This is a genomic window from Pantoea sp. T14, from assembly GCF_036663535.1.
GTDB lineage: Bacteria > Pseudomonadota > Gammaproteobacteria > Enterobacterales > Enterobacteriaceae > Pantoea > Pantoea phytostimulans.
This window is the reverse complement of record NZ_JAWUEB010000025.1, coordinates 363,642-390,325: the sequence shown is the minus strand read 5'-3', so window position 1 is coordinate 390,325 and position 26,684 is coordinate 363,642. Positions and strand designations below refer to the sequence as shown.

General features: G+C 49.5%; 23 protein-coding genes and 2 pseudogenes. 19 read left to right on the top strand and 6 right to left on the bottom strand.

Annotation, left to right across the window (positions count from 1 at the left end; translation table 11 throughout):
- Nucleotide 1 precedes the first annotated feature (1 nt).
- The 5 genes and pseudogenes from SC127_RS14655 to SC127_RS14640 all read left to right on the top strand — a co-directional run bounded on the left by SC127_RS14655 (nucleotide 2) and on the right by SC127_RS14640 (nucleotide 3,302).
- The gene (locus SC127_RS14655; RefSeq protein ID WP_332627050.1) at nucleotides 2-766 is read left to right on the top strand and encodes a hypothetical protein; all 765 of its coding nucleotides are present in this window, start codon (nucleotides 2-4) and stop codon (nucleotides 764-766) included.
- 11 nt (nucleotides 767-777) lie between these two features.
- Nucleotides 778-1,528: pseudogene (locus SC127_RS14650) on the top strand (cysteine protease StiP domain-containing protein); the annotation flags it as partial.
- An 80-nt stretch (nucleotides 1,529-1,608) separates the two neighbouring features.
- Nucleotides 1,609-1,863 (top strand): annotated as a pseudogene (locus tag SC127_RS22620) (RNA-binding protein); the annotation flags it as partial.
- Between the two features lies 1 nt (nucleotide 1,864).
- Nucleotides 1,865-2,806: an HpcH/HpaI aldolase/citrate lyase family protein gene (locus SC127_RS14645; RefSeq protein WP_243079163.1), complete on the top strand. Its 942-nt coding sequence runs from the start codon at nucleotides 1,865-1,867 to the stop codon at nucleotides 2,804-2,806.
- Nucleotides 2,807-2,837: 31 nt separating this feature from the next.
- Nucleotides 2,838-3,302: a tellurium resistance protein TerW gene (locus SC127_RS14640; RefSeq protein WP_243079164.1), complete on the top strand. Its 465-nt coding sequence runs from the start codon at nucleotides 2,838-2,840 to the stop codon at nucleotides 3,300-3,302.
- A 294-nt stretch (nucleotides 3,303-3,596) separates the two neighbouring features.
- Here SC127_RS14640 and SC127_RS14635 read toward each other — a convergent pair whose 3' ends face one another.
- Nucleotides 3,597-4,733: an HlyD family secretion protein gene (locus SC127_RS14635; protein WP_332626998.1), complete on the bottom strand. Its 1,137-nt coding sequence runs from the start codon at nucleotides 4,731-4,733 to the stop codon at nucleotides 3,597-3,599.
- 4 nt (nucleotides 4,734-4,737) lie between these two features.
- Nucleotides 4,738-5,061 carry a DUF3302 domain-containing protein gene (locus SC127_RS14630; RefSeq protein WP_215848660.1) on the bottom strand — a complete coding sequence of 108 codons (324 nt, stop codon included), beginning with the start codon at nucleotides 5,059-5,061 and terminating at the stop codon, nucleotides 4,738-4,740.
- A 539-nt stretch (nucleotides 5,062-5,600) separates the two neighbouring features.
- Between SC127_RS14630 and pqiB the strand changes: the two genes are divergently transcribed.
- Nucleotides 5,601-7,241, top strand: a complete 1,641-nt coding sequence (gene pqiB / locus SC127_RS14625) for an intermembrane transport protein PqiB (protein WP_243079166.1) — start codon at nucleotides 5,601-5,603, stop codon at nucleotides 7,239-7,241.
- 105 nt (nucleotides 7,242-7,346) lie between these two features.
- On the opposite strand, the gene zinT is transcribed toward pqiB, so the two are convergent.
- The 3 genes from zinT to SC127_RS14610 all read right to left on the bottom strand — a co-directional run bounded on the left by zinT (nucleotide 7,347) and on the right by SC127_RS14610 (nucleotide 9,602).
- Entirely contained in the window at nucleotides 7,347-8,021 is a 675-nt protein-coding gene (gene zinT / locus SC127_RS14620; protein ID WP_409076045.1) for a metal-binding protein ZinT, read from the bottom strand.
- A gap of 205 nt (nucleotides 8,022-8,226) precedes the next feature.
- Complete coding sequence (locus SC127_RS14615; protein ID WP_243079168.1) at nucleotides 8,227-8,412, bottom strand: hypothetical protein; 186 nt, start codon at nucleotides 8,410-8,412, stop codon at nucleotides 8,227-8,229.
- A 176-nt stretch (nucleotides 8,413-8,588) separates the two neighbouring features.
- Entirely contained in the window at nucleotides 8,589-9,602 is a 1,014-nt protein-coding gene (locus SC127_RS14610) for a LacI family DNA-binding transcriptional regulator (protein ID WP_332626996.1), read from the bottom strand.
- A gap of 270 nt (nucleotides 9,603-9,872) precedes the next feature.
- On the opposite strand from SC127_RS14610, the gene SC127_RS14605 reads away from it, so the two are divergent.
- From SC127_RS14605 to SC127_RS14545, 13 genes are all read left to right on the top strand, one after another.
- Nucleotides 9,873-10,916, top strand: coding sequence for an ABC transporter substrate-binding protein (locus SC127_RS14605; protein ID WP_243079170.1), 1,044 nt, complete (start codon nucleotides 9,873-9,875; stop codon nucleotides 10,914-10,916).
- 62 nt (nucleotides 10,917-10,978) lie between these two features.
- Nucleotides 10,979-11,791, top strand: coding sequence for an ATP-binding cassette domain-containing protein (locus SC127_RS14600; RefSeq protein ID WP_215848657.1), 813 nt, complete (start codon nucleotides 10,979-10,981; stop codon nucleotides 11,789-11,791).
- Nucleotides 11,792-11,795: 4 nt separating this feature from the next.
- Nucleotides 11,796-13,046, top strand: a complete 1,251-nt coding sequence (locus tag SC127_RS14595; RefSeq protein ID WP_332626995.1) for a sugar ABC transporter permease — start codon at nucleotides 11,796-11,798, stop codon at nucleotides 13,044-13,046.
- Nucleotides 13,047-13,074: 28 nt separating this feature from the next.
- Nucleotides 13,075-13,803 carry an SDR family oxidoreductase gene (locus SC127_RS14590; protein ID WP_243079172.1) on the top strand — a complete coding sequence of 243 codons (729 nt, stop codon included), beginning with the start codon at nucleotides 13,075-13,077 and terminating at the stop codon, nucleotides 13,801-13,803.
- A 27-nt stretch (nucleotides 13,804-13,830) separates the two neighbouring features.
- Nucleotides 13,831-15,459 carry an FGGY-family carbohydrate kinase gene (locus SC127_RS14585; RefSeq protein ID WP_332626994.1) on the top strand — a complete coding sequence of 543 codons (1,629 nt, stop codon included), beginning with the start codon at nucleotides 13,831-13,833 and terminating at the stop codon, nucleotides 15,457-15,459.
- Nucleotides 15,460-15,586: 127 nt separating this feature from the next.
- Complete coding sequence (locus SC127_RS14580) at nucleotides 15,587-16,051, top strand: GNAT family N-acetyltransferase (RefSeq protein WP_332626993.1); 465 nt, start codon at nucleotides 15,587-15,589, stop codon at nucleotides 16,049-16,051.
- A 68-nt stretch (nucleotides 16,052-16,119) separates the two neighbouring features.
- Nucleotides 16,120-16,851: a metallophosphoesterase gene (locus SC127_RS14575; RefSeq protein WP_243079175.1), complete on the top strand. Its 732-nt coding sequence runs from the start codon at nucleotides 16,120-16,122 to the stop codon at nucleotides 16,849-16,851.
- A gap of 137 nt (nucleotides 16,852-16,988) precedes the next feature.
- Nucleotides 16,989-17,786: a MetQ/NlpA family ABC transporter substrate-binding protein gene (locus SC127_RS14570; RefSeq protein WP_215848652.1), complete on the top strand. Its 798-nt coding sequence runs from the start codon at nucleotides 16,989-16,991 to the stop codon at nucleotides 17,784-17,786.
- Nucleotides 17,787-18,073: 287 nt separating this feature from the next.
- Entirely contained in the window at nucleotides 18,074-19,285 is a 1,212-nt protein-coding gene (locus SC127_RS14565; protein WP_243079176.1) for a diguanylate phosphodiesterase, read from the top strand.
- Between the two features lie 363 nt (nucleotides 19,286-19,648).
- Entirely contained in the window at nucleotides 19,649-20,512 is an 864-nt protein-coding gene (locus SC127_RS14560; RefSeq protein ID WP_332626992.1) for an SDR family oxidoreductase, read from the top strand.
- A gap of 60 nt (nucleotides 20,513-20,572) precedes the next feature.
- On the top strand, nucleotides 20,573-21,640 hold the full coding sequence (locus SC127_RS14555; RefSeq protein WP_243079177.1) for a class I mannose-6-phosphate isomerase: 1,068 nt from the start codon (nucleotides 20,573-20,575) through the stop codon (nucleotides 21,638-21,640).
- Between the two features lie 730 nt (nucleotides 21,641-22,370).
- A complete protein-coding gene (locus SC127_RS14550; RefSeq protein ID WP_243079178.1) occupies nucleotides 22,371-23,756 on the top strand; it encodes a diaminobutyrate--2-oxoglutarate transaminase in 1,386 nt (461 codons plus the stop codon).
- Nucleotides 23,757-23,770: 14 nt separating this feature from the next.
- Nucleotides 23,771-25,243 (top strand): pyridoxal phosphate-dependent decarboxylase family protein, encoded by a 1,473-nt coding sequence (locus SC127_RS14545; protein ID WP_332626991.1) that lies wholly within the window; start codon nucleotides 23,771-23,773, stop codon nucleotides 25,241-25,243.
- Nucleotides 25,244-25,330: 87 nt separating this feature from the next.
- Here SC127_RS14545 and SC127_RS14540 read toward each other — a convergent pair whose 3' ends face one another.
- Entirely contained in the window at nucleotides 25,331-26,641 is a 1,311-nt protein-coding gene (locus SC127_RS14540; protein ID WP_332626990.1) for an MFS transporter, read from the bottom strand.
- Nucleotides 26,642-26,684: the final 43 nt, after the last annotated feature.

Genomic DNA, 26,684 nt, shown 5'->3' with positions numbered 1-26,684 from the left:
TGTGAATCTGCCGGTTGTACTTTGCGATCTGGATGACACGCTGTTTCAAACGCTGCGTAAAATGAAAGATGAAACGCATCAGGAGCCGGTTCGCGTAGGGGCATTTGATCGACAAATGGAACCGCGAAGCTTCATGTCGCAAGAGCAAGCGATGCTGGTGGATTGGATGATGGCCACCGCTGAATTGATCCCGGTTACTGCTCGCGGAACAGAGGAGACAAGCCGCGTTGCGGTGCCGTTTACCTCCTGGAAAGTCATGACTCACGGTGCGGTGATCACCCGCCCGGATGGCAGCCTTGATCCTGAATGGGCTGCGCACGTGCTGAGCAATCTTGGGCCTTTACAGAAACGTTTGATCAATTACCGCCAGCAAATCAGCGATGCACTTGAGCAGAGTGGCGTTGATGCCTGGTGTCGCATGAATCATGAATATGACGGCACGTCGGTCTATTTCGTGATGAAACATCGCGACAGCACCCGCATTGAAGAGCTTTACCGATTTAACCAGCAGATGATGGCAGTACTGGATACCTCCGATTTCTATATTCACCAGAACGGCAACAATGTTGCCTGGCTTCCGCTTTGTATCCAAAAAGGATTAGCGGTGGACTGGCTGTTGAAAAAACTGCGTAGCGATCGTGGCGCTTTCCCAGTGATGGGGCTGGGAGACAGCTTGAGTGATTACACCTTCATGAAGCATTGTCACTGGTTCGGCATGCCATCGCGTAGCCAGTTTTCCGAAGCCATTCAACAAAAGCTGTTTTAGGAGAAGTGGGCATGACAATTCAAAAAGAAAGCCACTTTAGCGGCTCATACTCTCCTTCAGACATTGAATTTCTTTTGACGCCAGTTGAGATTGAAATGACACCGGTTGAGGAGAAGGAGCTACTGATCCAGTCTGGACAGAAACACTACTCCGATATGTTGAGCCAGGAACCTGCGCCAACAGAGCAGCATCTGGAACTTTTTCATAAAGCGCTTGATATCGAAGGGCCACGTTTGGCCCGCGAAGTTGTGATGCTGGCGAAAGGGCTTGCTACTGAATTGCGCGATAAAGCCATTGTGCTGGTCAGCCTGGTTCGCGCTGGCGTGCCACTTGGTGTGATGTTACAGCGTGCGCTGCAGGATATGGGTGTTGAATCGCACCATTATGGCATCAGTATCATCCGCGACCGGGGTATCGACACTGAAGCACTCAATTACATTGAACGCCGACATGGTGCGGAAAACATCGTGTTTGTTGATGGCTGGACCGGTAAAGGCGCGATCACGGGTCAGCTGATTCAAAGCCTTGCAGGTCGTCCGGATTACCCTGAAAGCCCAAGGCTGGTGGTTTTGGCTGATCCGGCCGGTTGTGCCTGGCTTGCTGCATCAGACGATGACTGGTTAATTCCGTTCGGCATTATGGGTGCGCCCGTATCGGGTTTGGTTTCCCGTTCGATTTGGACTGAGCAGGGTTATCACGGCTGCGTTCACTGCGATCATTTAAAAGAATTTGAATGCAGTGTGATGCTGGTAGATGCGGTGGACGCATGGCGTCGCCGGATCAATGTTGCCGAAATCAAACCCGCCTCTCCCCTCTTCACACAACAGGCAGAACAGCGGAAACGGAGCCAGCAAGTGGTTGCAAATCTTGCCGCGCAATTTGAAATAAGTTCGATTAATCGCATTAAACCCGGCATCGCTGAAGCGACGCGCGCCGTTCTCAGACGTGTCCCCGATTATGTCTTGGTGAGACATAAATCTGATCCTGATGTTTCTCTGCTGGTCTATCTTGCTGAGAAAAAAGGGATTGAAATCATGGAAGTCGGCGACGCGCTCGATCAATACAGGGCTGTGACTATTATCAAAAAGGTGGCCTGAGATGAAAACAGCTCTTTCACCCTACATGCTGGGTGCCACGCTTTATATGCCAGCGACTCGCACAGATCTGGCTGATATCATCCTCAACGATAAAATTCCTGAGCTGCGCTCGCTGGTCGTCTGTCTTGAAGATGCCGTGAGCGATTCAGAAGTTGAGTATGCGTTACAGAATTTACATCAGCTTTTGGCTGAATTAGCCTGCACCGCGTCAGAACCACAAGAACAGAGGCGTCCGCTGGTTTTTATTCGCCCACGTAATGAAACAATGGCCGCAAAGCTGATCAGCGATCACTCGCTTGAAGGCATCGACGGGTTTGTTTTACCGAAGTTTACCTTGGCTAATTTATCCTGCTGGTGGGACATCATCTCCGGTACTGATCTGCATATGATGCCTACCTTAGAAACACAGGATGTGTTTGATGTGAATGCCATGACAGCGCTGGCAAACGAACTCACAAAACACGCTTGTCGTGCCCGCATCATTGCATTACGAATTGGCGGTAACGATCTTATGAGTGTTATCTCATTGCGCCATCCGCGAAATATGACACTTTACGATGGCCCGATGGGATATGTAGTGAAAATGCTGGTAGCCGTCTTTGCATCACGTGGATTTGCTTTGACCGCCCCCGTCTGTGAGCAAATAGACAATGTTGAGTTACTGCAACGTGAGCTCACACTTGATATTGCGCATGGGCTGGTGGGTAAAACTGCCATCCACCCTACCCATTTAGATGTTATTCACCGCGCGCTTGAGGTTCAACCTGACGAGTATGAAGACGCGTTACGTATCCTCAACTCTACCCAGGCGGTGTTTAAGTCTCAGGGAGCGATGTGCGAACCTGCCACCCATCGCAGCTGGGCTGTCAATGTGCTGGAGCGGTCAAAATATTGCGGCATCGCTAAGCAGTTTAATAATGTCCTTTACGCCTCACGCCAGTAAACCGTGAGCGTCTTTTGAGAAATGGTGTGAAATGTCCCTGAGCGCAAAACAATACAGACAATTTAAGCTGATTGTCTTATTGCATACCGGAAAGCCAGTAGGTAAGGAGACGCTTATCAAGGAACTGGATTGTTCCGAACCCACTTTTAACCGCGATTTGCGGAATTTACGGGATGAATATAAAGCTGAAGTACGCTTCCTGAAGAGCACTAACAAGTATCAGCTCACCACACCGGGCGACATTACCCCAAAAGTGGTGCGTTATACGCGTGAAGCGCTGGCTGTTTATGAGAAATCGGCCCCTATTGGTAGCACCTCTTCTGTCATTTTGGACAAAGAGGCCAAGAAGCCCGTTTCATTATCTTTGCGTTTGTCCGTGATACGCAAAATAGAATCTTATGGCAATAAAGAAGGCATGAATCGTAGCCAAGTGGTGGAGTGGTTGGTAGATAATTACCTTGCCCGCTGCCTCGGTGCGGCGAAAACCAAGAAATAAGCGGGTCCATACAATACAATAAACGGCTTTAGGGCCGTTTATTTTTTTATAAATAGTTTTTCTCGCTCTTAATTACTGTCGCTAAATATAAATCACTCACTGTGGCTCATTCTGTATTTGTCTCACTTTACGGTGATGACGATTTCTCTCCAGCGAAAGAGTAGAAGAGTTACCCTCTTATATCCTCAATCATTCGAATTGCAGAGAGGCGCTAAGCGGCTAAATTCCGGGCGCTTACCGTGGTCAGTGAAAATAGTGAACAAGTGAAGCTTGAGGTATGACGGGTCTCTATCATTAATGATCAAGATAGAGATAATGCATCCAGCTGGTCATGCGCAGCAAAACCTTTCGCATCACGGAAACATGACTAAAGTGATCAGAATAAACAGCTACTTGTGCAAATATTCCATCGGGGAGCGCGTCAACATCATGGTTGGGATCTAATTCAATCACCGTCAGGACCCCGTCAGAGCCGGGCACGATATTCAACGATTGCAGCACGCCCTGAGCTTGATAAGTGCCGCCCGGTACCACCGGTAAAACGCTAATAAGCTTGCCGGAAAAAACTTGACCCGGTAATGCATTAAAAACAACTTCAGCTTCATCGCCTGTCTTTAAGCGCAGCAGCGAATTTTGCCTGAACTGCGCAATGATCAACCGTTTTTGCTCCGGTATAAAAATCATTACCGGACGCAGAGGAAGAGCCGCCGCATAGGTTCCGGGCCGAATCAATACCTGTGTGACATAGCCGTCACTCGGGGCGCGAACCACTGTTTGTTCCAAATTATATTGCGCTTCGGTCAGCTGGGCCCGCAGGCTGACAATTTGCGATTGCTCGCCATTGACCACGCTCTCCAGCTGACTTTTAATCTGCCCCTGCTCCGCTACTGAGCCTTTTACTAAGGCATCCTGCGCTAAGAAATCCTGCCGGGCATTATCAATATCTCTTTCAGAAAAAGGGTTTACCTTGGCCTTACTTCCCGCCACATAGCGCTGGTAATCTTTGAATAAGCGGTCTCTTTCAGCCGAAACGTGTGAAGTATTCGCGATGGCTTCTTCTAGCTGGCCTTTTAACGCCTGTATGTTATGAACAGCTGTCGTCAGATCGGCCTTGAGCCTGTCGACTCTGGCCTGAAAACGGGTTCGATCTAAACTAAACAGCATTTCGCCTTTGCTGATTCGCACGTTTTGTTTATCAGTGACTTGCGTAACGATCCCCGTCACCTGAGGCGTGACAGGTATAGCAATTACCGCCTTTTGCGCCAACGCGGTGTAAGGATGGTTATAATTCATCAACAAGATCAGTGCGCTAACCAGAAAAACACCCCCTAATGCGGCAGTGGGTATTGTCCATTTATTTACCGGGATTTTGAATATTTTGAAGACAGCCCAGGCGAAAGCAACATAGGTGAGGATAATGAGTAAATCCATAGGGTTACTCCCGCGGACGCGCCTTGATACCGCTTAATTTGTGCTCCAGTTCCGCCACCCGCTGCTGCAGTTGTTCCAGTGACGCCTCTTGTTTTTGCATTCCCCAGCCACGATCCGCCCGATAAAGAGTGGCCCAAATCCACAAAAAGGGCCAAATGACATGCAAGGTAAACAAGCTAACCCAGCCCGCAACGTGAATAGCATCGGCATGGGGATGATTACGCGATTTAGCAATCAGGTAGGGAATATCATGAAGAATGATAATTCCATAAAAGATGATCAGAAAAACAACCACCAGAACGCCTAGCGCAAAGTAGTTAAGAAACATACCCGCCTCGAATAAAATACTTAGTTACTTAAATGTAGCCGTTATTTATTTACAAAATACGCCTATCGAGAAATTCCCACTCAATACAGCCCCGACAAATTAAATTATTTTCAGTTAAGCAATGAAGCTACGCCCGACTCTTTAACTTCATGTGAATAAAATTAAACCCTGTACCGATTAAACGAGACAAACCTCTTAATTAAGCATAACGTTCATTCATGCAAATGCGTTTTTATGGTTAAAAATGACATGAGGAGACATAAGGAAAATTTACGTTTATTGGCCGGCTTATCTTTTAATTTTTCAGCCCAATTTTGATATTTATCATAAACATGTTATCAGCAATCGTCTGGCTTCCGGCAGAGATTAACTATAATGACAGAGTTAAAATAGATGCAGAAGAAAGCCGCACCTCATCTAAAGTAAATTCAACTATTGCAACTCATTAATTTAATTGCGTTTCATTTAGTCACCTTTGCGGAATATTTATTTATCGCTGTAATCATGTCTCTAAAAAAGCAGCCTTAAGGAGGCGTGTCTTGAAGGCAAATAGTGATGGCATTGCCAAAATTGATAAAATAAAACGCTGGTCACCGGTCTGGATTATCCCCGGCGTGACCTTATTGATTGGCGGATGGATTTTATATTATCACTACAGCCGTCAAGGGCCGGAAGTCACGCTGATCACAGCGAATGCTGAAGGAATAGAAGAGGGAAAAACCACGATCAAGAGTCGCAGCATCAACATCGGTTTGGTTGAAAGCGCAGTATTGAGTGAGGATCTTCATCACGTTGAAATCAAAGCGCGTCTGCAAACCGGTATGGAAAGATTGTTGCACGGCAATAGCGTATTTTGGGTGGTCAAACCGCAAGTGGGACGCGGCGGCGTGACAGGTCTCGGGACGTTATTATCCGGCGCCTATATTGAATTACAGCCGGGTTCCAGCGGCGCACAGCCAACGCAATACACCTTATTAGATTCCCCTCCGCTGGCACCCGCTAACGCCAAAGGCATTCATATCACCCTCGACAGCAAAAAAGCGGGACAGCTCAATCCAGGCGATCCGGTGTTATTTCGCGGCTATCGCGTAGGCGCAGTTGAAACCAGTGCCTTTGATACCGATAAGCGCCTTATGAATTATCAGTTATTTATCTATTCACCTTATGACGCGCTGGTGACAACTAACGCCCGCTTTTGGAAAGACAGCGGTGTGGCCGTAGAAATGTCTGCTTCTGGGATGCGCGTAGAAATGGGATCGCTGACCACCCTGCTCAGCGGTGGCGTAAGCTTTGACGTGCCGGAGGGCTGGCAACCCGGTGCAGCGGCAGAGAATAAAGCGGAATTCCATCTGTTTGACGATCAGCGCAGCATTCAGGACTCCCTTTATACCGAACACATCGATTTCCTGATGTTCTTTACGGATTCAGTGCGCGGTCTGCAAGCGGGCGCACCGGTGGAGTTTCGCGGCATTCGCCTTGGTACCGTGGCTCAGGTACCCTTCTTTTTGCCGGGCGTGACGCAAGATCTTCACACCAATTATCAGGTTCCGGTGCTGATCAGCATCGAACCGGATCGTTTTATCAAAGGTATGGGCAAGAATTTCAATCTTGAACAACGACTTCATGAGGGCAAAAAACGCGGCCTGCGTGCCACGCTAAAAACAGGGAATTTGATCTCCGGCGCGCTTTATATCGATTTAGACTTCTATGAAAATGCGACGCCTTATAAAGGCCCTGTTGAAGTTGCCGGATATGAGATCATTCCCACCACCAATAGCGGGCTGAATCAGATTCAACAAAAACTGGTTGCCACGTTAGATAAAATTAACGGCTTGCAACTCAACCCGGTGCTGGCTGAGGCAACAGGTACCTTGAAAGAGAGCCAGCGCACACTGCGCGAGCTGCAAACATCACTGAAGCATGTCAATCAGTTCACTGCTAGCCCGGCCATGAAAACCTTGCCTGAAGAGATGCAGCAAACGCTGCGTGAATTGGGACGTAGCATGAAAGGATTACAACAAGGTTCCCCTGCCTATGACAAGTTAGTCGGCGATATGCAGCGCCTGGATCAGGTACTACGGGAATTACAACCGGTACTGAAAAAGCTCAACAGCAAAAGTAATGCGCTGGTGTTTGAAGCTGAACGCGATCAAGATCCGCAGCCAAAAAGAGCCAAATAACAGGCGACGCGTCAACGCTATGAATCACGCCGCCTTTTATAATTGAAAGGCGGCGTGAAAGACTATGTACGTTAATAACGCGATAAAATATTCACCTTTACCACATCAGTGGTGAAGCATTTCATCAACAACCTGTTTATTCATTAACTGGTAAGGATAGTAAGTAGGCCAACTTTCCATCTCTTTCAGCAGGGCCTCTTGAGAGCTGTTGCCAATGAAAATATGGTAGTGCGCGGACTTGCGTGGAGCGATGGTGTGATCGCTGAACTGCACATACTTAGGCGCTTTACTGTTGGGCTCTTTACACTCAAATAAATAGCGAACGCCTTTATTGCCCGATGCATAAGTGAGGATTTTGTAACCGGCACTGTCATATTTGCATGAACTGACCTTATCGCCTTGATGAAACTCTATTACGCCGTTTTCAATACCAATGGTATCAATATCTGTCGCGTATCCTTTACGGTAATACTCTTTTATCTCTTCAAATGTTTTACGTGTATCTTTTTCCGCTTTTTTTCTGAAGACAGGATCCAGCTCGCCACTCTGCAATAAAGGATAAACAGACTGCCAAATGCCATCCCAGTCTGTCAGGCTTCTCTCTTTCACGCTTTCGTTACTAAAAATCCCTTCAGACGCTTTTTGCTCAGCTTCAGTCAACGGTTTACCGTGTGAATGATGCGCATGAGCGAAAACCTGACTGCTTAAAACAAGCGTACCCAGAGCCAATACAAGTTTACCCAAGCTATGTGCCAAAACGTAATCCTCAGTGAGCAACATGAGATGTAATGTTATATTATTACATTTGGCGCATCAACTGAAGTTTCATTGCTGACTCAGCAAAATCGCAACGTATTGAGCTAAGTAATAAGCCCATTCAAAAACAAGGATATCGGGGGAAGTGCTGACAATAATAAAGCAGCAAGTCAGCGCACAAAGCTGCGGCTAAACTTGCAGCGCGTGAGGCGATAAAAACGGGAGAGTTTTACACCCCCTTTTTTATCCACTCGATGGCGTAATCAAGAATCTGTTGTTGAGCGCGGTTTTGCGAGAAACTCCGTTTTTTTTCGATCATCTTCAAGATGCTGTCAGAAGCAACCAGCTCTTTTCTTTCAATGAGTTCCAAAACGGCTTCTCCAATAACGCCAGTAAGAAGTGCGTTTGTAGACATTATCTTTTCCTGGTTAAGGATGAAAAAGGGTAAAAAGTTTAACACCTAAACTTAGCAACTCGTGTGACCTCTGACCACGTAGAACTGTCCGAATCGTGATAATGAGCGTGGAGGCTTGATGAATGCAGGATTGTGCTGCAAACCCGGCGTAAACATAAACCGGGCTTCTGGCGACTTCAGCGGGTAAAGAGGGGCGGAATTTCAATAAGCTGCTTATCCGTGGCACCGGCATCAATAATCTTGAATATCGCGTCTAACATGGCCGGTACATCTTGCCGCACCATTTCGATGTCATACCCTAATAGCGCGACGAAAGGATCCCAGTCAAAGCAGCCCATCGCCAGCTGTTTTTCACCGGTATAGCCTGACATCAGCATCCATCGCATTACCCCTTCCAGCGAAATAGTGGAGTTAACAAACAAGCCTGCAATAGGACGTTCGCCCTGCCCGACATACTCTTTAAGTGCCTGTTCTGATTTTTCTGGCGCATAGCCGCAGGCCAGAAGTCTCGATTCAGCCACCTCTAAACCCCATTCTTTGTGGGCATCCGTAAATCCGCGCAAACGTTCAAGGGTGTTGTGATCTGTCCGCCGGCCCCCCACAAACACCAGCGACTGCGCCGAACCGAGACGCCTCTCACAGCTTTTAAAAATACGATGCGTCAGCTCTTTTGCGCCGCCATAGTTATCTGAAATCACTGAGGGCGCGTGTCTGCCGGGAAGATCCAGATTAAGCGTTGGCACGCCAGCCTGGGCACAAATATCGGTGATTTTGTCGGGATCGGTTGCGCCGGTCGAGATCATCCAATCCACCTGATAAGAGAGCATGGCGCTTGCGGCTTCGACTTCCAGCGCAGGTTCTCGTTGGGTGCAAGTGATGATGGGAAAAAGCCCGCGTTCGCGCGCCATGGACTCGAAGCGCTCAACAATCGATCCGAAATAGCGGTTGTCGTATTTAGGCACAATCATGCCGATAATTTTCGACTTTTTACTGCGTAACAGGCTGGCGGGTTTGTTTAGTGCATAGCCCTGCTCTTCGGCAATGCGGGTAATTTTTTCCGCCAGCTTTGCGCTGATACGACGTTTCTTCCAGCTGCCGTTGAGCACAGAACTGACCGCGCTGGCAGATGCGCCGGTCAGTTCAGCCAGGTCGTAGATCGTCGTTTTCTTGACTTGTTTGCGTTGAATCACAAATCCCAATCTCTGTTTTTTAGTTAGCTTGACACTAATTTTCAATAGTGACAATCATGCTCCATCGATTGAGCAAATGTAATATCGATGTGAATTAAATGTGATTTAAAAGGCAAATAAACGTTATGGAAAAAGTCATAGCGGGAGAAGCCTGTCGCAGTTAACAGACCCCTGATGTCCCGTAGCCGCTTTCTCCTTCGCGTTTTTCAGTCGCGAATGTCATGCCGACACGCACTGAAATGCTTTCCCGTCTAATCGAGGAGAAGAGAAATGCGTTATCGCAATATTCTGGTGGCTTCGGCTGCCGCGTTGGTTTGTGTTGCTGGTGCTGCCCAGGCAGCGGAGTCGGCGACAGTGGCTTTTCTGATGCCCGATCAGGCATCTACACGTTATGAACAGCATGATTACCCCGGATTCAAAGCGGAAATGGCGAAACTCTGCGCCGAGTGCAAAGTGATTTATCAAAACGCCAACGCCAGCGCCTCTTTGCAGCAACAGCAATTCAACTCGGTGATTGCGCAAGGTGCGAAAGTCATTGTACTGGATCCTGTGGATTCCTCGGCGGCGGCAGGTCTTTTAGAAATCGCCCATTCGCAGGACGTTAAAGTTGTCGCTTACGATCGTCCCATCCCGGGCAAAGCGGCTGATTTCTATATTTCTTTCGACAACGAAGGCATTGGTTACGCCATTTCTAAATCACTGGTCGATCACCTAAAAGCATCGGGGGTCAAAGCCGGTGCAGGCGTTCTGCAGATCAACGGTTCACCCACGGATGCCGCCGCAGGATTGATTCGGGACGGTGTGCATCGCGGGCTGAAAGAGTCTGGCTACAAAACGCTGGCTGAGTTTGATACGCCTGAATGGGCACCGCCGAAAGCACAGGAGTGGGCTTCCGGCCAGGTCACTCGTTTCAGCGATCAAATCAAAGGTGTGGTTGCGGCTAATGATGGTACAGGCGGCGGTGCGATAGCCGCATTCAAAGCCGCTGGCGTCACGCCGATCCCGCCCGTCACCGGCAATGATGCCACTATTGCCGCGCTGCAACTGATCATCGCAGGCGATCAATACAACACCATTTCCAAACCCTCAGAAGTGGTAGCGGCCGCAGCGGCTAACGTCGCGGTGGCCTTGATTCAAGGCAAAACACCCAAAGCGGGCACCACCTTGTACAACACACCTTCGCAACTCTTCGTGCCCGCAGTGATTACGGCCAAAAACATCAAAGCCGAAATCTTCGACAAGAAGATCCAAACGCCAGCGCAAGTCTGTACCGGTGAATATGCCGCAGACTGCAAAAAGCTGGGTATTCAGTAAGTCAGCAAGTCGTCCGTAGCGGACGCTTACGGACCTCTTTTTCATCGAATCAGGGTCACGCCATGTTGAATGAAAATGACACTCTGCCCGATAAGGGGCAGCCAATACTGAAGCTCAGTAAAGTATCGAAAAACTTTGGCGCGGTTTCTGCACTGACAGATATCGATCTGGCGATCTTCGCAGGCGAAGTGGTGGCGCTGGTGGGTGATAACGGCGCGGGGAAATCGACGCTGGTGAAAATCCTTGCGGGTGTGCACCAGCCCACTTCCGGTACGGTGGAATTTGAAGGCAAGCCGGTGAATCTCGACAGTCCCGGCAAAGCGTTGGAATACGGTATCGCCACCGTGTTTCAGGATCTGGCACTGTGTGAAAACCTTGATGTGGTTGCCAATCTGTTTTTAGGCCATGAGATTTCCGCCTGGCAGTTAGACGAAGTCTCGATGGAAGTACGCGCCTGGACACTGTTAAACGAGTTGGCGGCTCGGATCCCTTCAGTGCGCCAACCTGTGGCGTCATTATCAGGCGGACAACGTCAAACGGTCGCCATTGCCCGATCGCTGCTGTTAAACCCGAAAATCGTCATGCTTGATGAACCCACCGCGGCACTTGGCGTAGCCCAGACGGCTGAAGTGCTGAACCTGATAGAACGCGTGCGGGCCCGCGGGCTAGGCGTCATTATTATCAGCCACAACATGGAAGATGTGCGGGCAGTTGCAGACAGAATCGTTGTGCTTCGTCTGGGTCGTAATACCGGCATTTTCACTCCCGATGCGTCAAACCAGGAATTGGTCGCGGCCATCACCGGTGCCACGGAAAATGCCGTGTCACGCCGGGTCGAGAGAAGATCGCATCAAAGCCAGCCTGGAGATCTGTAAATCCATGAACACCATTATCAAAAAAAGGCGCGCCGCTCTCGATCGTAGCGATGAACGCGTGCATCACGATGAAAGCCTGTCCGGTGTTTTCCACTCCTTCGTTGATCGAATAAAAACCGGTGATTTGGGCATGTTGCCGGTGGTGCTCGGCCTGATTTTAATCTCTACCGTGTTCAGCATTCTTAATCCGGTTTACCTGGCTCCCAACAACCTGGTCAACTTGCTGTTCGACTGCGCAACCATTGGTTTTATTTCGCTGGGTATTGTCTGCGTACTGATGCTGGGAGAAATCGATCTTTCTGTTGGATCGATGAGCGGGCTCTCTTCCGCCATCATCGGGGTATTGTGGGTTAATCTTGGCTGGCCGATAGCCGGTGCGATTGCCGTAGCGCTGGTGATGGGTGCAGTGGTTGGGATGATCTATGCGCAACTTTATAACCGCCTTGGTATGCCGAGTTTTGTCGCGACGCTTGCCGGGCTACTGGCCTTGCTGGGGATGCAACTCTACATCCTTGGCCCATCAGGCAGTATCAACCTGCCCTATATCTCCCCGCTGGTACGTTTTGGCCAGGTGATGGTAATGCCTGACTGGTTCGCCTATCTGGTGGCAGTGCTGCCTGGCGTAGCCATGGCGATTCAGGGCCTGAGAACCCGTAACCGTCGTGAGAAGGTTGATCTCTCATCTGAACCCATGGGTGCGCTGTTCATTCGCGCCATCCTGTTAACAGTGGTTTTCGAATTCGCGGTTTTCTACCTTAACCTCGGTCGCGGCGTCCCGTGGATTTTTGGCCTGTTTGTGGTCTTTACCGTGCTGCTTAACTATGCGCTGAAACGAACCAAATGGGGACGCTCGATGTTTGCCGTTGGCGGCAATCGTGAGGCCGCTCGTCGTTCAGGAATTAATGTGCGTGCCATCTACATCAGCGCATTTATGCTCTGTTCAACCCTGGCGACGCTGGGCGGGATCCTTGCAGCCTCCCGATTAGCTTCCGCCAGTCAGCAAGCGGGCACAGGCGACGTCAACCTTAATGCAATTGCTGCCGCTGTCATTGGTGGCACCAGCCTGTTTGGTGGGCGGGGAAATGCCTATTCCGCGCTGCTGGGCATTATCGTTATTCAGTCCATCTCCAACGGCCTGACACTGCTTAATCTGCCCTCATCACTGCGCTACATGATCACCGGCGGCGTGCTGGCCATTGCTGTCATTGTCGATTCTCTCGCCCGGCGCTCTCGTGTTAATCACGGTCGCGCTTAAATAACGCATTCCTACAGGAGAAATAACCATGCTTAATTCACTTGAAAATAAAGTTGTCGCCATCACCGGGGCGGCTTCAGGAATCGGTCTGGAATGTGCCCGAACTTTTTTAGCCGCTGGCGCGAAAGTGGTACTGATTGACAGGGCGCGTGAGCGGCTAGAACAGCTGACAAATGAACTGGGTGAAAACGCGTTTCCGTTGGTGATTGATCTGCTTAAGCCGCAAGAAATATCAGGCATGTTGCAGGGCATTTTGGATGCGGCTGGCGGCCTGGATATTTTTTACGCCAATGCCGGAGCCTATGTGGGGGGCCCGATTGAGGAAGGCAACCCCGATGAATGGGACCGCATGTTGAACCTGAATATCAACGCGGCCTTCCGTACCGTTCATGCAGTACTGCCGCACATGATTGCGCAAAAATCGGGTGATATTCTCTTTACCAGCTCGATTGCCGGCGTTGTACCCGTGATCTGGGAACCGATTTATACGGCGTCGAAATTTGCCGTGCAGGCTTTTGTTCACACCACGCGTCGGCAGGTAGCGAAACATGGCATCCGCGTTGGCGCCGTTTTGCCGGGCCCGGTTGTCACCGCGCTAATCGATAACTGGCCAAAAGAAAAGTTAGAAGATGCACTGGCGAACGGCAGCCTGATGCAGCCGAAAGAGGTGGCAGATGCGGTACTCTTTATGGTGACACGACCACGTAATGTCACAGTACGCGACTTGGTTATCCTGCCAAACAGCGTTGATCTTTAACCCTGTGATTCAGGAAAAGGAGAGCGTATGGGCAGCAAATTACAGGATAGCGCAGCGGATAATCGCGTCATGATTGGAGTCGATGTCGGCACCACCAGCGCGCGTGCTGGCGTGTTTGACCACTCCGGCGAAATGTTGGCAACCGCAAAACGCGAGATTACCCTTTTTCGCGCGCCCGGACATATCGTTGAGCAGTCGAGTCGCGAGATTTGGCAGGCTGTTTGTGCCGCAGTGAAAGAGGCGATCCAGCGCGCGGCCATTGATCCTCAGCGGGTTGCCGGTATCGGTTTTGACGCCACCTGCTCGCTGGTGGTGTTGGATGCCGCCGCTAAACCGCTGGCAACCAGCGACAGCAACAATGACGATCGCAATGTCATTGTCTGGATGGATCATCGGGCCACCGCTCAAGCGGAGCGTATCAATACGCTGCAACATCCGGTATTGCGCTATGTCGGGGGTAAAATCTCGCCAGAAATGGAGACGCCAAAGCTTCTTTGGTTGAAAGAGCATCGCCGCGAAACCTATGACAAAACCTGGCAATTTTTCGATCTGGCCGACTTTCTCACCTGGCGCAGCAGCGGCGATCTGGCGCGTTCCACCTGCACCGTGACCTGTAAATGGACCTATATCGCCCACGAAAAGCGCTGGGATGCTGACTATTTTCGCCAGATCGGGCTTGAAGAGCTGGCCGATGAGCAGTTTTCCCGCATTGGTCAGCAGATTGTCGAACCGGGCACTTGTTGTGGTAAAGGGCTGACACAAGAAGCGGCGGATGAAATGGGATTACCGGTCGGCACGCCTGTCGCTGCCGGGATGATTGATGCCCATGCCGGCGGTATCGGTACGGCTGGCGCCAAAGGCAGCGCCAGCCATAATCTTGCCTACGTATTTGGTACTTCATCCTGCACCATGACCACCACCGAAGCGCCGGTATTTATTCCTGGCGTGTGGGGACCTTATTTTTCTGCAATGGTGCCAGGAAAGTGGTTAAACGAAGGCGGGCAGAGTGCCGCTGGAGCAGCAATTGAACAATTGTTAGCGTTTCATCCGGCAGCTCGCGAAGCAGCAAATAGGGCGAATCAGCGTGCTGTTTCGTTACCGGTTTTCCTGGCCGACTTAGCGCTGGAAAAGTACGAGAACGCCTCGGCAGCGGTAGAACATACCCAAGGCATTCACGTTGTTCCTGAATTCCTTGGCAACCGCGCACCCTTCGCCGATCCTCACGCGCGTGCATTGATTGCGGGTTTAGGGATGGAAAACGATCTGGACAACCTGTTGTCACTCTACATTGCGGGCATTTGCGGCATTGGTTACGGATTGCGACAGATCATTGATGTTCAGGATGAAGCCGGGGCAACCATCGAAAATATTGTCATCAGCGGTGGAGCTGGCCAGCATCCCTTCATTCGACAACTGCTCGCAGATGCCACCGGACACAAAGTGATTGCCACTAAAGCCAGTGAACCGGTGCTACTGGGTGCTGCTATTCTCGCGGCTTTTGCGGGCGGCATGGTTTCATCAGTCAGTGAAGGCATGTCACGTTTTACACACGTCGCCAGTGAATACATACCGGATACGCATTATCGCGAGCGCCACCAACTTCGCTATGCTACCTTTCAACGCCTTCAGGAAAGTGCACGGCAGTTGGAAGGTTAGCGGTGTGTATCTCTACGCGTTATTAGCCAATCATTCATGCCGTCTTGCTGGAGTTTAGCACCAACCTCAGCGTGGCATTAACAATGCCTGTTTGCCCTGCTTCAGTACCTACTACAGTGAGTCACACATGTTATTACGCCCCATGAAAGCGGATGAGTTTGCGGTTTACCAGTTACTGTTTATTGATGAATATGCCAATGACCTCGCCGCCAGCCGGAACTATTCACCCGAGGAAGCCTTACAGCGTGCAACCGAATCCATTGATTTTTCACTGCCTAAAGGCGTAGAGACCGCAATGAACCGGCTTTGGTGCCTGGCGTTATCAGCAAGCGACGACCCGCCAGTAGGTTACTTATGGCTGACAATGAAGGGTCAATCCGCCTGGATTTGTGATTTCTTCATCTACCCTGAAGGGCGCGGAAAAGGCTATGGCCGTGCTGCATTAGAAAATCTGAGCCACCAATTAGCGCTGGAAGGTATCGCGGAGATCGGTTTACGTGTTGCGCCGACCAATGCAGCGGCCAAACATCTTTATGAGAAACTGGGATTTTCAATAACAGGCATTAATATGTCGAAGCGATTGGCGTGCTAAGCTATTTTTCACCCGACTCAGCATCATCATTCCGCTAAACCATAGCGCTTATTTAGGCCAGGACACCGATGATAATTGTCCAGATCTCCGATATTCATGCAGCGCCCAACAACGACAACTTGTCACGATTGGAGCGTATTTTGATGTGGTTGGATTGTATTGATGTAAAGGTCTTGGTTATCACCGGTGATTTAATTGATGACGACTGGACGGAGGGTTATGAGCAAATTTCAGCCCTGCTTAAAAATAAAAATTACGCCATACTCATCTTGCCCGGTAATTCTGATCACCCTGCGCTCATGCGCGCTGTTATTAAATCACCCTATTGGCACGATGATGTCGAACCCCTGCATTTTGCCGCGGATTTTGATGCGGTACGCCTCATCGGGCTTGATACCACCCTTTCCGACTCCGCTGCAGGTGGCTTAACCGAGCATCTCCCATGGTTAGAAAAAAGCTTATCAGCCGAAGGTCCTGCGACATCAATAGTGTTTATGCACCATCATATTTTCCCCAGTGGTATTCCAACGCTGGATCAGATCATGTGCCGCGATGCAGCAAAGCTTGAGGCCTGTTTACGCACTCATCCTCGAAAACCTGTCGCCCTATCATCAGGACATGTTCATCGTCCTGTCGCCGGCATTTTTTCAGGTATACCTGCTTATATTTGTGGCTCGGTTTGCCCGGCAAATCCAGTATGGTTTGGCTCCGAAAAAGTTCCTCCCGTTACCGACTCTTCCTCTTTTATGCTGCATTGTTTTACCGATGGCACGTTAGTCAGCCATTTTATTAATTTTTAAGTCTCCCGTTTCTCTACCGGCTATTTTTTAATCTCAAGTGGCACGTTGGTTATAAGTTATATCCGAAGCAATGTGTGCAGGTGTGAACACTTATATTACTATTCAGCGATTACCCAAACTGAAGGAAGTTGTTAAACATGAAAGGTCTGATATCAGCGTTGCTCGCCTGTTCCGTTGTGCTGCTGTCTGGTTGCTCGCCGGATAAAGATAATAAAGTTAAAGTGGCGATTAATACGGGGCCCGATCAGGCAATCTGGGAAGAAGTACAAAAAGTTGCCAAAGATAAATACCAGCTGGATGTCGAGGTGACTTCGTTTAACGACTATGTGCTGCCCAACGAAGCGCTGAATAACAAAGATGTTGATGCGAACGCCTTCCAGAGTCTGCCTTATTTAGAAGATCAATCTAAAGAGCGTGGTTATAAGTTTGCTGTCGTGGGTAAAACCTTTGTGTTCCCGATTGCAGCTTACTCGCACAAAATCAAAAACATCAGTGAACTGACAAACGGTGCGACCATTACCATTTCCAATGAGGCCACCACGCTGGGCCGCAGTCTGCTGCTATTACAGGCGCAGGGTTTAATTAAACTCAAAGACGGTGTGGGTTATTTGCCAACTTCACTGGATATTATTGAAAATCCAAAAAACCTGAAGTTGGTTGAAGTGGATACACCGCAGTTGACCCGTACGCTTGACGATCCAAACGTTTCCTTGTCGATTATTAATACCAACTTTTCGGCGCAGGCAGGCTTGTCCGCCACTCGCGATGGATTATTTATGGAAGGCCCAGATTCACCTTATGTGAATGCGCTGGTGTCACGTGAAGACAATAAAGAGAGTGACAAAATTCAGAAATTGAAAGCCGCGTTGCAATCTCCAGAAGTGTTAAAGAAAGCAGAAGAAGTCTACAAAGGCGATGCTATCAAAGGCTGGTAATGTTGTATTACGGGTGAGCCTTAGCCCGTGATGAATGGCCGCAGCAGAGATGCTCGCGGCCATTTTTTATGCACCAGACAATGATTCACACAGAAGCGAGCCGTGCAACGAACAATTTTTAAACAAGCCTCAGCCTATTATTCTGCGAATAAGCTTGGTTATTCTTTCCCATGAGGTTTTTCACGTCTAATCGCAGGCGTTAGCTCTTTTTAAGGACATTTATAGACAAAACGGATGAGGCTTCTGTTAATGTAGGCGACTAAAGAACACAGATTCTGGAACAGAGCATGCTGTCAACAATCATCTATCGCAGTCATCTCAGTGATGACGTTGCCATTAAATCTCTCGAAGCGTTAGCCGTTAAAGCCAATAAAGTTAACGAGTCGTTTGGTGTCACCGGCATTTTGCTCTTTAACGGCACCCACTTCTTTCAAGTATTGGAAGGCCCAGATGCAGCAATAAATAAAATTTACGATCGCATCTGCGAAGATCCTCGCCATCATAATCTGGTTGAATTGCTGCGTGATTACGCACCCTTCCGTCGCTTCGGTAATGTCGGCATGGAACTCTTTGACTTGAGAGAGCATGACAAAGCGACCGTGCTTCAGGCGGTTTTAGATAAAGGCACCTCAAAATATCAACTCACTTATGAAGATCGTGCGCTGCAATTCTTGCGCACTTTTGTCGAATCTCGAGAAAAAGAAAACTACTTCGAGATCCCACCGGCGAGTGCCTGGGAGTTTATCGTTGATGATCAACCCGCAATAGAAAGAGAGATACCGCTTTCCATTGCTGAAAATTACAGCTTTGCCTTCCAGCCTATTATCGATCCGCTTTCACAGCGTATCGTCTCGCTTGAAGCCTTAATGCGAAACGCCACTGGCGGTTCTCCGCGTGAATTTTTTGCTCAGCATTCCCAGGAAGCGTTTTATCGGTTAGATCTCGAATCTAAAAAACTCGCTTTTGCGCTGGCTAATAGGCTAGACGTTCAAGGACTGACACTTTCTATTAATTTGCTGCCGATGTCGTTGGTTATGGTGCCCAACGCCGTTGATTTCTTGCTAAATGAAATTGCAGCAAATGGCTTAGTCCCAGAGCAAATTGTGGTTGAAGTGACCGAAAACGAAGTCATTTCACGCGCCGAAGAATTTGACTCTGCTATCAAGCAACTGAAAGCGGCGGGCATCAGCCTGGCAATTGATGATTTTGGTGCGGGATCTGCCGGGCTGTTATTGCTCGCACGCATTCAGCCGGACAAAATCAAAATTGATCGTGACATCATCTGTGATGTACACAAAAGTGGACCTAAACAGGCTATCGTCCAGGCAATTTTAAAATGTTGTTCTGCACTGGAAATATCAGTGATTGCGTCAGGCGTTGAAAAGCCCGAAGAGTGGATGTGGCTGGAAGCGGCAGGCGTCTGTTATTTCCAGGGTTCACTCTTTGCTCCACCAAAATTAACCGGCATTTCAGCGGTGGCCTGGCCTGAATTAAAATAATGTTCATTGCCCTTGTCAGGATATCGGATGCGCTGACAAGGTTTTCCGCTTATGACTCAACTATTTTGAGCATAGTGAAAAAACATTTCCTTTCTCTTCACGCTTCCCTTAAAAATTCCCGTTCTTGTTTTGACTCTCTCGCCTCGCTTATTTAAACCATGTTCATTTCCTGACCAAATAAATGCCGAATCGAAGCAGCACCTTATTTCTTACACTACGCTTTAACTTCATCGCCTGTTACGCAACAGCTTGTCTGTTAATCAATCAATATACGTGTGCGATAAACAATTCGCTTTATTTGAACAGCGCTGATTTGCTTGTGCTGCCACGAAAAACAATTCAACCCCTGTAAAAGGAGACCTTATGTCAACGAAAAATCGTCCACAGCCTCCCTTTCCAGAGCAACAGCTGAGCTGGCCGGGTAACACCGCCGAGATGCAGCCGCTGCCCGATCACGGTGAAAACAGTTACAAAGGTTCTGGTCGCCTGGCTGGCAAAAAGGCAATTATTACCGGTGGTGATTCCGGTATTGGCCGTGCGGTTGCCCTTGCTTATGCACGAGAAGGCGCAGATGTGCTGATTTCCTATCTCGATGAACATGAAGACGCGCAGGAAACCGCCCGTTTGGTCGAACAAGCGGGGCAAAAAGCGGTATTGGTGCCGGGTGATATTACCGAAGCCGAAATCTGTAAAAGCATTGTCGATAAAGCGGTTGAAGCCTTTGGTGAGATCAACATTTTAGTGAACAATGCCGCCTTTCAGATGACGCGCCAGTCACTGGATGAGATTAGCGATGAAGAATTTGATCGCACCATGAAAACCAATATTTATGCCATGTTCCGTATTACCAAAGCTGCGGTGCCGCACATGCCGCCGGGCGGCTCGATCATCAACACAGCTTCAATTAACGCCGATCAGCCCAAACCAATGCTCATCGCCTATTCAGCCACCAAAGCCGCCATTGTTAATTTTTCGGGCAGCCTGGCCGCGCTCTTGGCTGAAAAAGGGATCCGATCGAATGCTGTGGCGCCCGGCCCCATCTGGACGCCGCTGATCCCAACCACCATGCCGACTGAGAAAGTTAAAGATTTTGGCAGTGAAGTTCCCTTAAAACGGCCTGGACAGCCCGCAGAACTGGCTTCCAGTTACGTCATGCTAGCAAGCGATGAGGCAAGCTATATTTCAGGTGCAACGATTGCTGTAACCGGTGGCGTCGCGGTGATCTAATGCCACACGTTCAGCGCCTGCTTAAGGCAGTAAGCAGGCGCTTACAGAAGGAGCTGAACCATGAAAGCCTATCCTTTGTCACTCTCTTTACCGCTGGCTTATCACGTTTTTGGCGGTGATCTGATTCAAACCCGCTTGGGTAAAACAGGCTTGCCCGATAAACGAATCGCTGAAACCTGGGAAGTCAGCGATGTAGATGGCATGAACGCTATTGTAACCAACGGCGAGTACGCCGGACTGACCTTACGCGAGCTGACGCAGCGCTATCCCGATGAAATGGTCGCACCCGGCTGGGTTGGACCTCATTTCCCCCTGCTAACCAAATTTATAGATGCGTCACATAGGTTGCCGGTGCACCTCCACGCTAACGACACCGCCGCGCAGCAGCTTGAGCAGCAGCCCAATGGTAAAACCGAAGCCTGGCATATTTTATGGGCAGCTCCGAATGCGTCTTGTCTGGCTGGCATTAAACCCAATCTTACGCCTGAAGAGGTTCGCTCCGCCTTACTGGCTGAAAAGTACGATGAGGTGATGGTGCGTAAACCGGTCAAAACCGGCGATACTTTTTACATACCCGGCGGCATGCTGCATTCATTCGGACCCGATACGCTGATCTATGAAATAGAACAAACCTCCAATATTCAGCAGCACGCCATGCCGTGGCGAATGGAAGATGGCAGCGAAATTTCTCGGCCAGAGCGAGAAAAAAATATTGATGCGCTAATGGCAGAACTTCGCCCGACGCTGACAACTGAACCGCAGCCCGGTTTAATCATTGAAGAAACAGCAAACATCTCCCGTCTGATGTGCTGTGCTGGCCCCTACTTCGCACTTGAGCGGTGGAAAATTGCCACAGCTTATGAATATGCATTTAACGGGACGCGCATTTTTTCCAACCTCGGTGATCCTCTTCATATCGAGGCCGCAGGCGAAAGTTACACCTTAGGACGCGCGGAGACGCTGCTCCTGCCCGCTGCTTTAGCCAATATTCGCTTGCAAGGCACAGGTGAACTTCTGGTGGGTTATCTGCCGAACATGCAACGTGATGTCGTTGAGCCGCTAAGCAGGCAAGGTTACGACCAGCAAACCATTGAGCGCATGGGTGATATTTTGGGTAAAAAGCGCTAACGAGATACGCGGGCTCAAATCAATGGGTTCCAAAATAGCGATCACTTATGCTATGGGCCGAAAAAAGTTATCCACAGAAAATGGGGATAGCCTGTGTATGGATGCGTATGAATGGTAACGCAGCAGGCACAAACAGGCTTTATGCATGCCCCAAAACCGCGTTTTTTACGGGGCTGTATTCAAAGCACCTCAAGATTTAACGTCAGCGCCTGCACTTTTCAATGCGCTCACTTCTTAACCAGTCTCGCCGTGGGTTTTATGGTTAAAAAACCGAACCAACCTCTTTAACTCGCTTCTCAGGCCGCCTTTGTAATGAAGTTTTACTCTTTTTTCGAACCCTCTTTTCCGTTCTCCGCCTTCTCTTTATTCAACACAGTAAACCTACCGCTGTAAAAAACCGCTTATAACTAAAAATTCCATTAACATATTGGTATTAACAAAATCCGCTAACGTGTTGTTATGAATCAAAAAGAAATGGAGCCTTCAAATTTAAGGCGCGCTTTTCGTGCTTTATTAATAAGTACATAACATAAATTTGACATTTTTTACGGTCAAATACTCAGCAACATATTGATTCATAATAAAAACTCATAAAACTGCGCCCGCAAAATTAATTATTGAGTCCCACAACAAAAAGTCCTATATTGGCCGCGCTTTTTTAATGAACGGTTCACTTTTTATTCAATTATTCAACTGAGACCTAACCTGACGTCTTGGTTGTAGGAGAGATATGATGACGGATAAAGTCCGTATTGACAGTGTAGATGCGCATTCATTAAACCGTAATAATGAGACTTATTTGGCCAGACAGGCTGAATTTGAATCAAACGTCAGAAGTTACCCTCGCAAATTGCCCTTAGCCATCGCCAAAGCACAAGGCGTATGGATTACTGACGTTGAAAATAAGCAATACCTCGATTGTCTGGCCGGCGCAGGAACACTGGCGCTGGGTCACAATCATCCTGATGTATTGCAAAGCATCCAAAATGTCATTACCAGCGGCTTGCCGTTACATACCCTCGATTTAACAACACCGTTAAAAGATGAGTTTTCAGCTTATCTGCTCTCGCTGTTGCCAGGCCAAGGTAAAGAGTATTGCCTGCAGTTCACCGGTCCATCGGGTGCCGATGCGGTTGAAGCAGCGCTGAAGTTAGCGAAAAAACACACTGGCCGTACGGGTGTGATCAGCTTCTCTGGCGGTTATCACGGTATGACGCACGGCGCACTTTCCGTGACCGGTAACTTGTCACCGAAAGAAGCCATTAACGGCATGATGCCTGAAGTGCAGTTTATGCCTTACCCGCACCTTTACCGTTGTCCGTTGGGCATTGGCGGTGAAGCAGGCGTGAAAGCCTTGACCTACTACTTTGAAAACCTGATCAACGACGTGGAAAGCGGCGTTCGTAAACCGGCTGCCGTCATTCTGGAAGCGGTTCAGGGCGAAGGCGGTGTGAACCCAGCACCTGCAGAGTGGTTGCAACGTATTCGTAAAGTGACTCAGGAGCACGGCATCCTGTTGATCATTGACGAAGTACAAGCGGGCTTTGCGCGTACCGGTAAACTGTTCGCCTTTGAACACGCAGGTATTGAGCCAGACATCATCGTGATGTCAAAAGCGGTGGGTGGCGGTTTGCCATTAGCGGTTCTGGGCATCAAAAAGCAGTTCGATGCGTGGGAGCCTGGCCATCATACCGGTACTTTCCGTGGCAACCAGTTGGCCATGGCTACCGGCCTGACCACGCTGCGCTACCTGAAAGATAACAACGTTGCCAGCAAAGTCGCTGAGCAAGGCGAATGGCTGAAAGGCAAACTGGCGGACCTGCAGAAACGCTATCCAGTGCTGGGTAACGTGCGCGGTTTGGGCTTGATGATCGGTATTGAAATGGTCAAGCCAAACGAAGCGAAAGATCACATGGGTTGCTTCCCGGCTGATGGCGAACTTTCCGCGCTGGTGCAGAAGAAATGTTTTGAAAATGGCCTGATCCTTGAGCGCGGCGGCCGTCACGGTAGCGTGCTTCGTCTGCTGCCATCGCTGCTGATCACCAATGCAGAGCTGGAAATCTTTATCGATAAGTTTGAAAACGCCCTGCTTTCCGCTGGCGTCAAACCGGTTTGAGTGGAGTGAATTCGATGTCCCGGTTAAATCCCATTCTGGCTGCCTCAGCACAGAGTACCGAAGCGTACCAGCAAGCGATTGAGCAGAGCAGCCAGGCCGTGGTTAAGTGGCTGCAACAGCCTGAAATGTATCAGGGAAAATCTGTTGCAGAACTGCGCGACCGCATTACGCTGGATTTCAATCCGCAAGGCCTGGGCAACCAGGCCGCCATTGAGCGTGCGATTGAATACTTCCTGAAAGACAGCTTGTTAGTGCACCATCCGCAGTGCGTGGCGCATTTACATTGCCCAAGTCTGGTGGTGAGCCAGGCCGCTGAGGTGATGATCAACGCCACGAATCAGAGCATGGATTCCTGGGATCAAAGCCCTTCCGCTACCATCATTGAGATGAAGCTGATTGAATGGCTGCGTACTCAGGTTGGTTATCAGCCTGGCGATGCAGGCGTGTTCACCAGCGGCGGTACGCAAAGTAACCTGATGGGTTTGATGCTGGCGCGTGATGCGTTCTTTGCGCGTCAGGGTCACTCCATTCAGCAGGATGGGTTGGTTGGTAATCTGCGTAAGATCAAAGTGTTCTGTTCTGAGAACGCACACTTTTCGGTGCAGAAAAACATGGCGCTGCTGGGTCTGGGTTATCAATCCGTCACGCTGGTGAAAACCGATCGCTTTGCGCGCATGGATCTCAACGATCTTCGCGTAAAAGTGGCGCAGGCGAATGCCAACGGCGAGCAGATTTTGGCTATCGTTGCCACCGCAGGCACCACTGATGCTGGCGCGATTGATCCGCTGCGAGACATTGCTGCGCTGGCTGCTGAACACAATATCTGGGTTCACGTGGATGCAGCATGGGGCGGCGCGTTGTTGCTGTCTGAAAAATACCGCGATTATCTGGACGGCATTGAGCTGGTGGATTCCATTACGCTGGACTTCCACAAGCAGTTCTTCCAAACCATCAGCTGCGGTGCTTTCTTGCTGAAAGAGGCGCGCCACTATGAGTTGATGCGCTATCAGGCGGCTTATCTCAACTCTGAGTTTGATGAAGCACAAGGCGTACCTAATTTGGTATCCAAATCTTTGCAGACCACCCGCCGTTTTGATGCGTTGAAACTGTGGATGGGCCTGGAAGCGTTGGGACAAAAACAGTACGCCGAGATCATCGATCACGGCGTTACGCTGGCGAAGCAGGTTGCGCATTACGTTGCTGAGCAAGCTTCACTGGAACTGGTGATGCAGCCGCAGTTAGCCAGTGTGCTGTTCCGTTATCGTCCCGCGTCACTGGCAACGGCTGACGACGCTGCCATTGCCTTGCTGAACCAACGCATTGGTGATGCGCTGCTGGACTCTGGCCGCGCGAATGTCGGCGTAACTGAATTTGATGGCGTAACCTGCCTGAAAATGACGTTACTGAACCCGACAGTGACCTTAGAGGACATTCAGCTGCTGTTGGCATTAGTAGAGAAGACGGCTGAGCAGCTGCAAACCGCGTAATTTGCGTTAACGAAGAGATAAATAAAAAGCCGATAACGTTTTGTTATCGGCTTTTTTATTGCTGTGTAAGTGCGTTAAACGCGCGTCCTATATTTCATCATCCAGATCACGCAGATGGTCATCTTTACGTAGCGTCATCAATGCCGTAATGCTGACCAGCGCAGTTGCCATCACATACCAGGCAGGAATATCCAGATTACCGGTTTGTTTAATCAACCCGGTGATGATCAGTCCCGCGCAGCCAGAGAACACCGCATTTGAGAGCGAATAAGCCAACCCAAGGCCGGTGTAGCGTACACGCGTGGGAAACATCTCCGCTAACATAGCCGGTCCCGGCCCCGCGAGCAGACCAACAATGGCACCAGCAATAAAAACCACCACGCTTTTGATCAACAGCGTGGAAGATTGATCCTGCAATACGTGTAACAACGGCAAGGCCAACAGCAGTAATAACACCGCAGCGAATACCATCACCGATCGCCGGCCTATTTTATCGCTCAGCATGCCAGCGGGAATAATAGTGGCAGCAAAACCCAAATTAGATATTACCGCGATCAACAATGCCGTATTGAATCCGGTATGTAAGGATGATTGCAAATAGGTAGGCATGATCACTAAATAGGTATAACCCGCTGCTGACCAAACCATAACGCGGCAAATTCCGATCATAATCGTTTTTAGCGTATCGCCAAGATTGGCTTTTTTCTGCGTCAAAACAGGCTCTGTTTTTTGCTTAATAAAAGTGGGCGTCTCTTCCATATTGACGCGCAGCCATAACGCCACCGCACCCAGAGGTAAAGCAATAAAGAAAGGAATGCGCCAGCCCCAACTTAGCATCTGCTCAGGGCTTAACAGCACGGAAAGCAAGGCGACAATGCCCGCACCCGCCAGCAAACCTAATGCAACGGTAAATGATTGCCACGCACCAAACAGACCGCGTTTACCGCGTGGCGCAAATTCTGTCATCAATGAAACTGCACCACCATATTCTCCACCCGCAAACAAACCTTGCAGGATACGCAAACCGGTAATGATCAACGGCGCAGCGATACCGATGCTGGCATAGGTGGGAATGAGACCAATAGCCGCCGTGGCCAGCGTCATCATGATCAGCACTACGATTAAGGTTGGTTTTCGCCCTATTCGATCGCCGATGCGGCCAAAAACAATGGCGCCAAGCGGTCGGAAGAAAAAGGCAATCGCAAAAGAGGCATAGGTAAGAATAATGCCGGTTAGTTCCGCTTCTCCCGCCAGGCGAAAGAAGTTTTGCGCAATAATTGTGGCCAGGAAGCCATAAACCGCAAATTCATACCATTCAATAAAGTTACCGACCGAACCGGCAATTAATGCGCGCTTTTGTGATGCGATAATATCAGCAGGTTGAAGATGAGAACTCATGGTGAAGCGATCCCTTTCGACTATTCATCAGCGCCTTACCAAT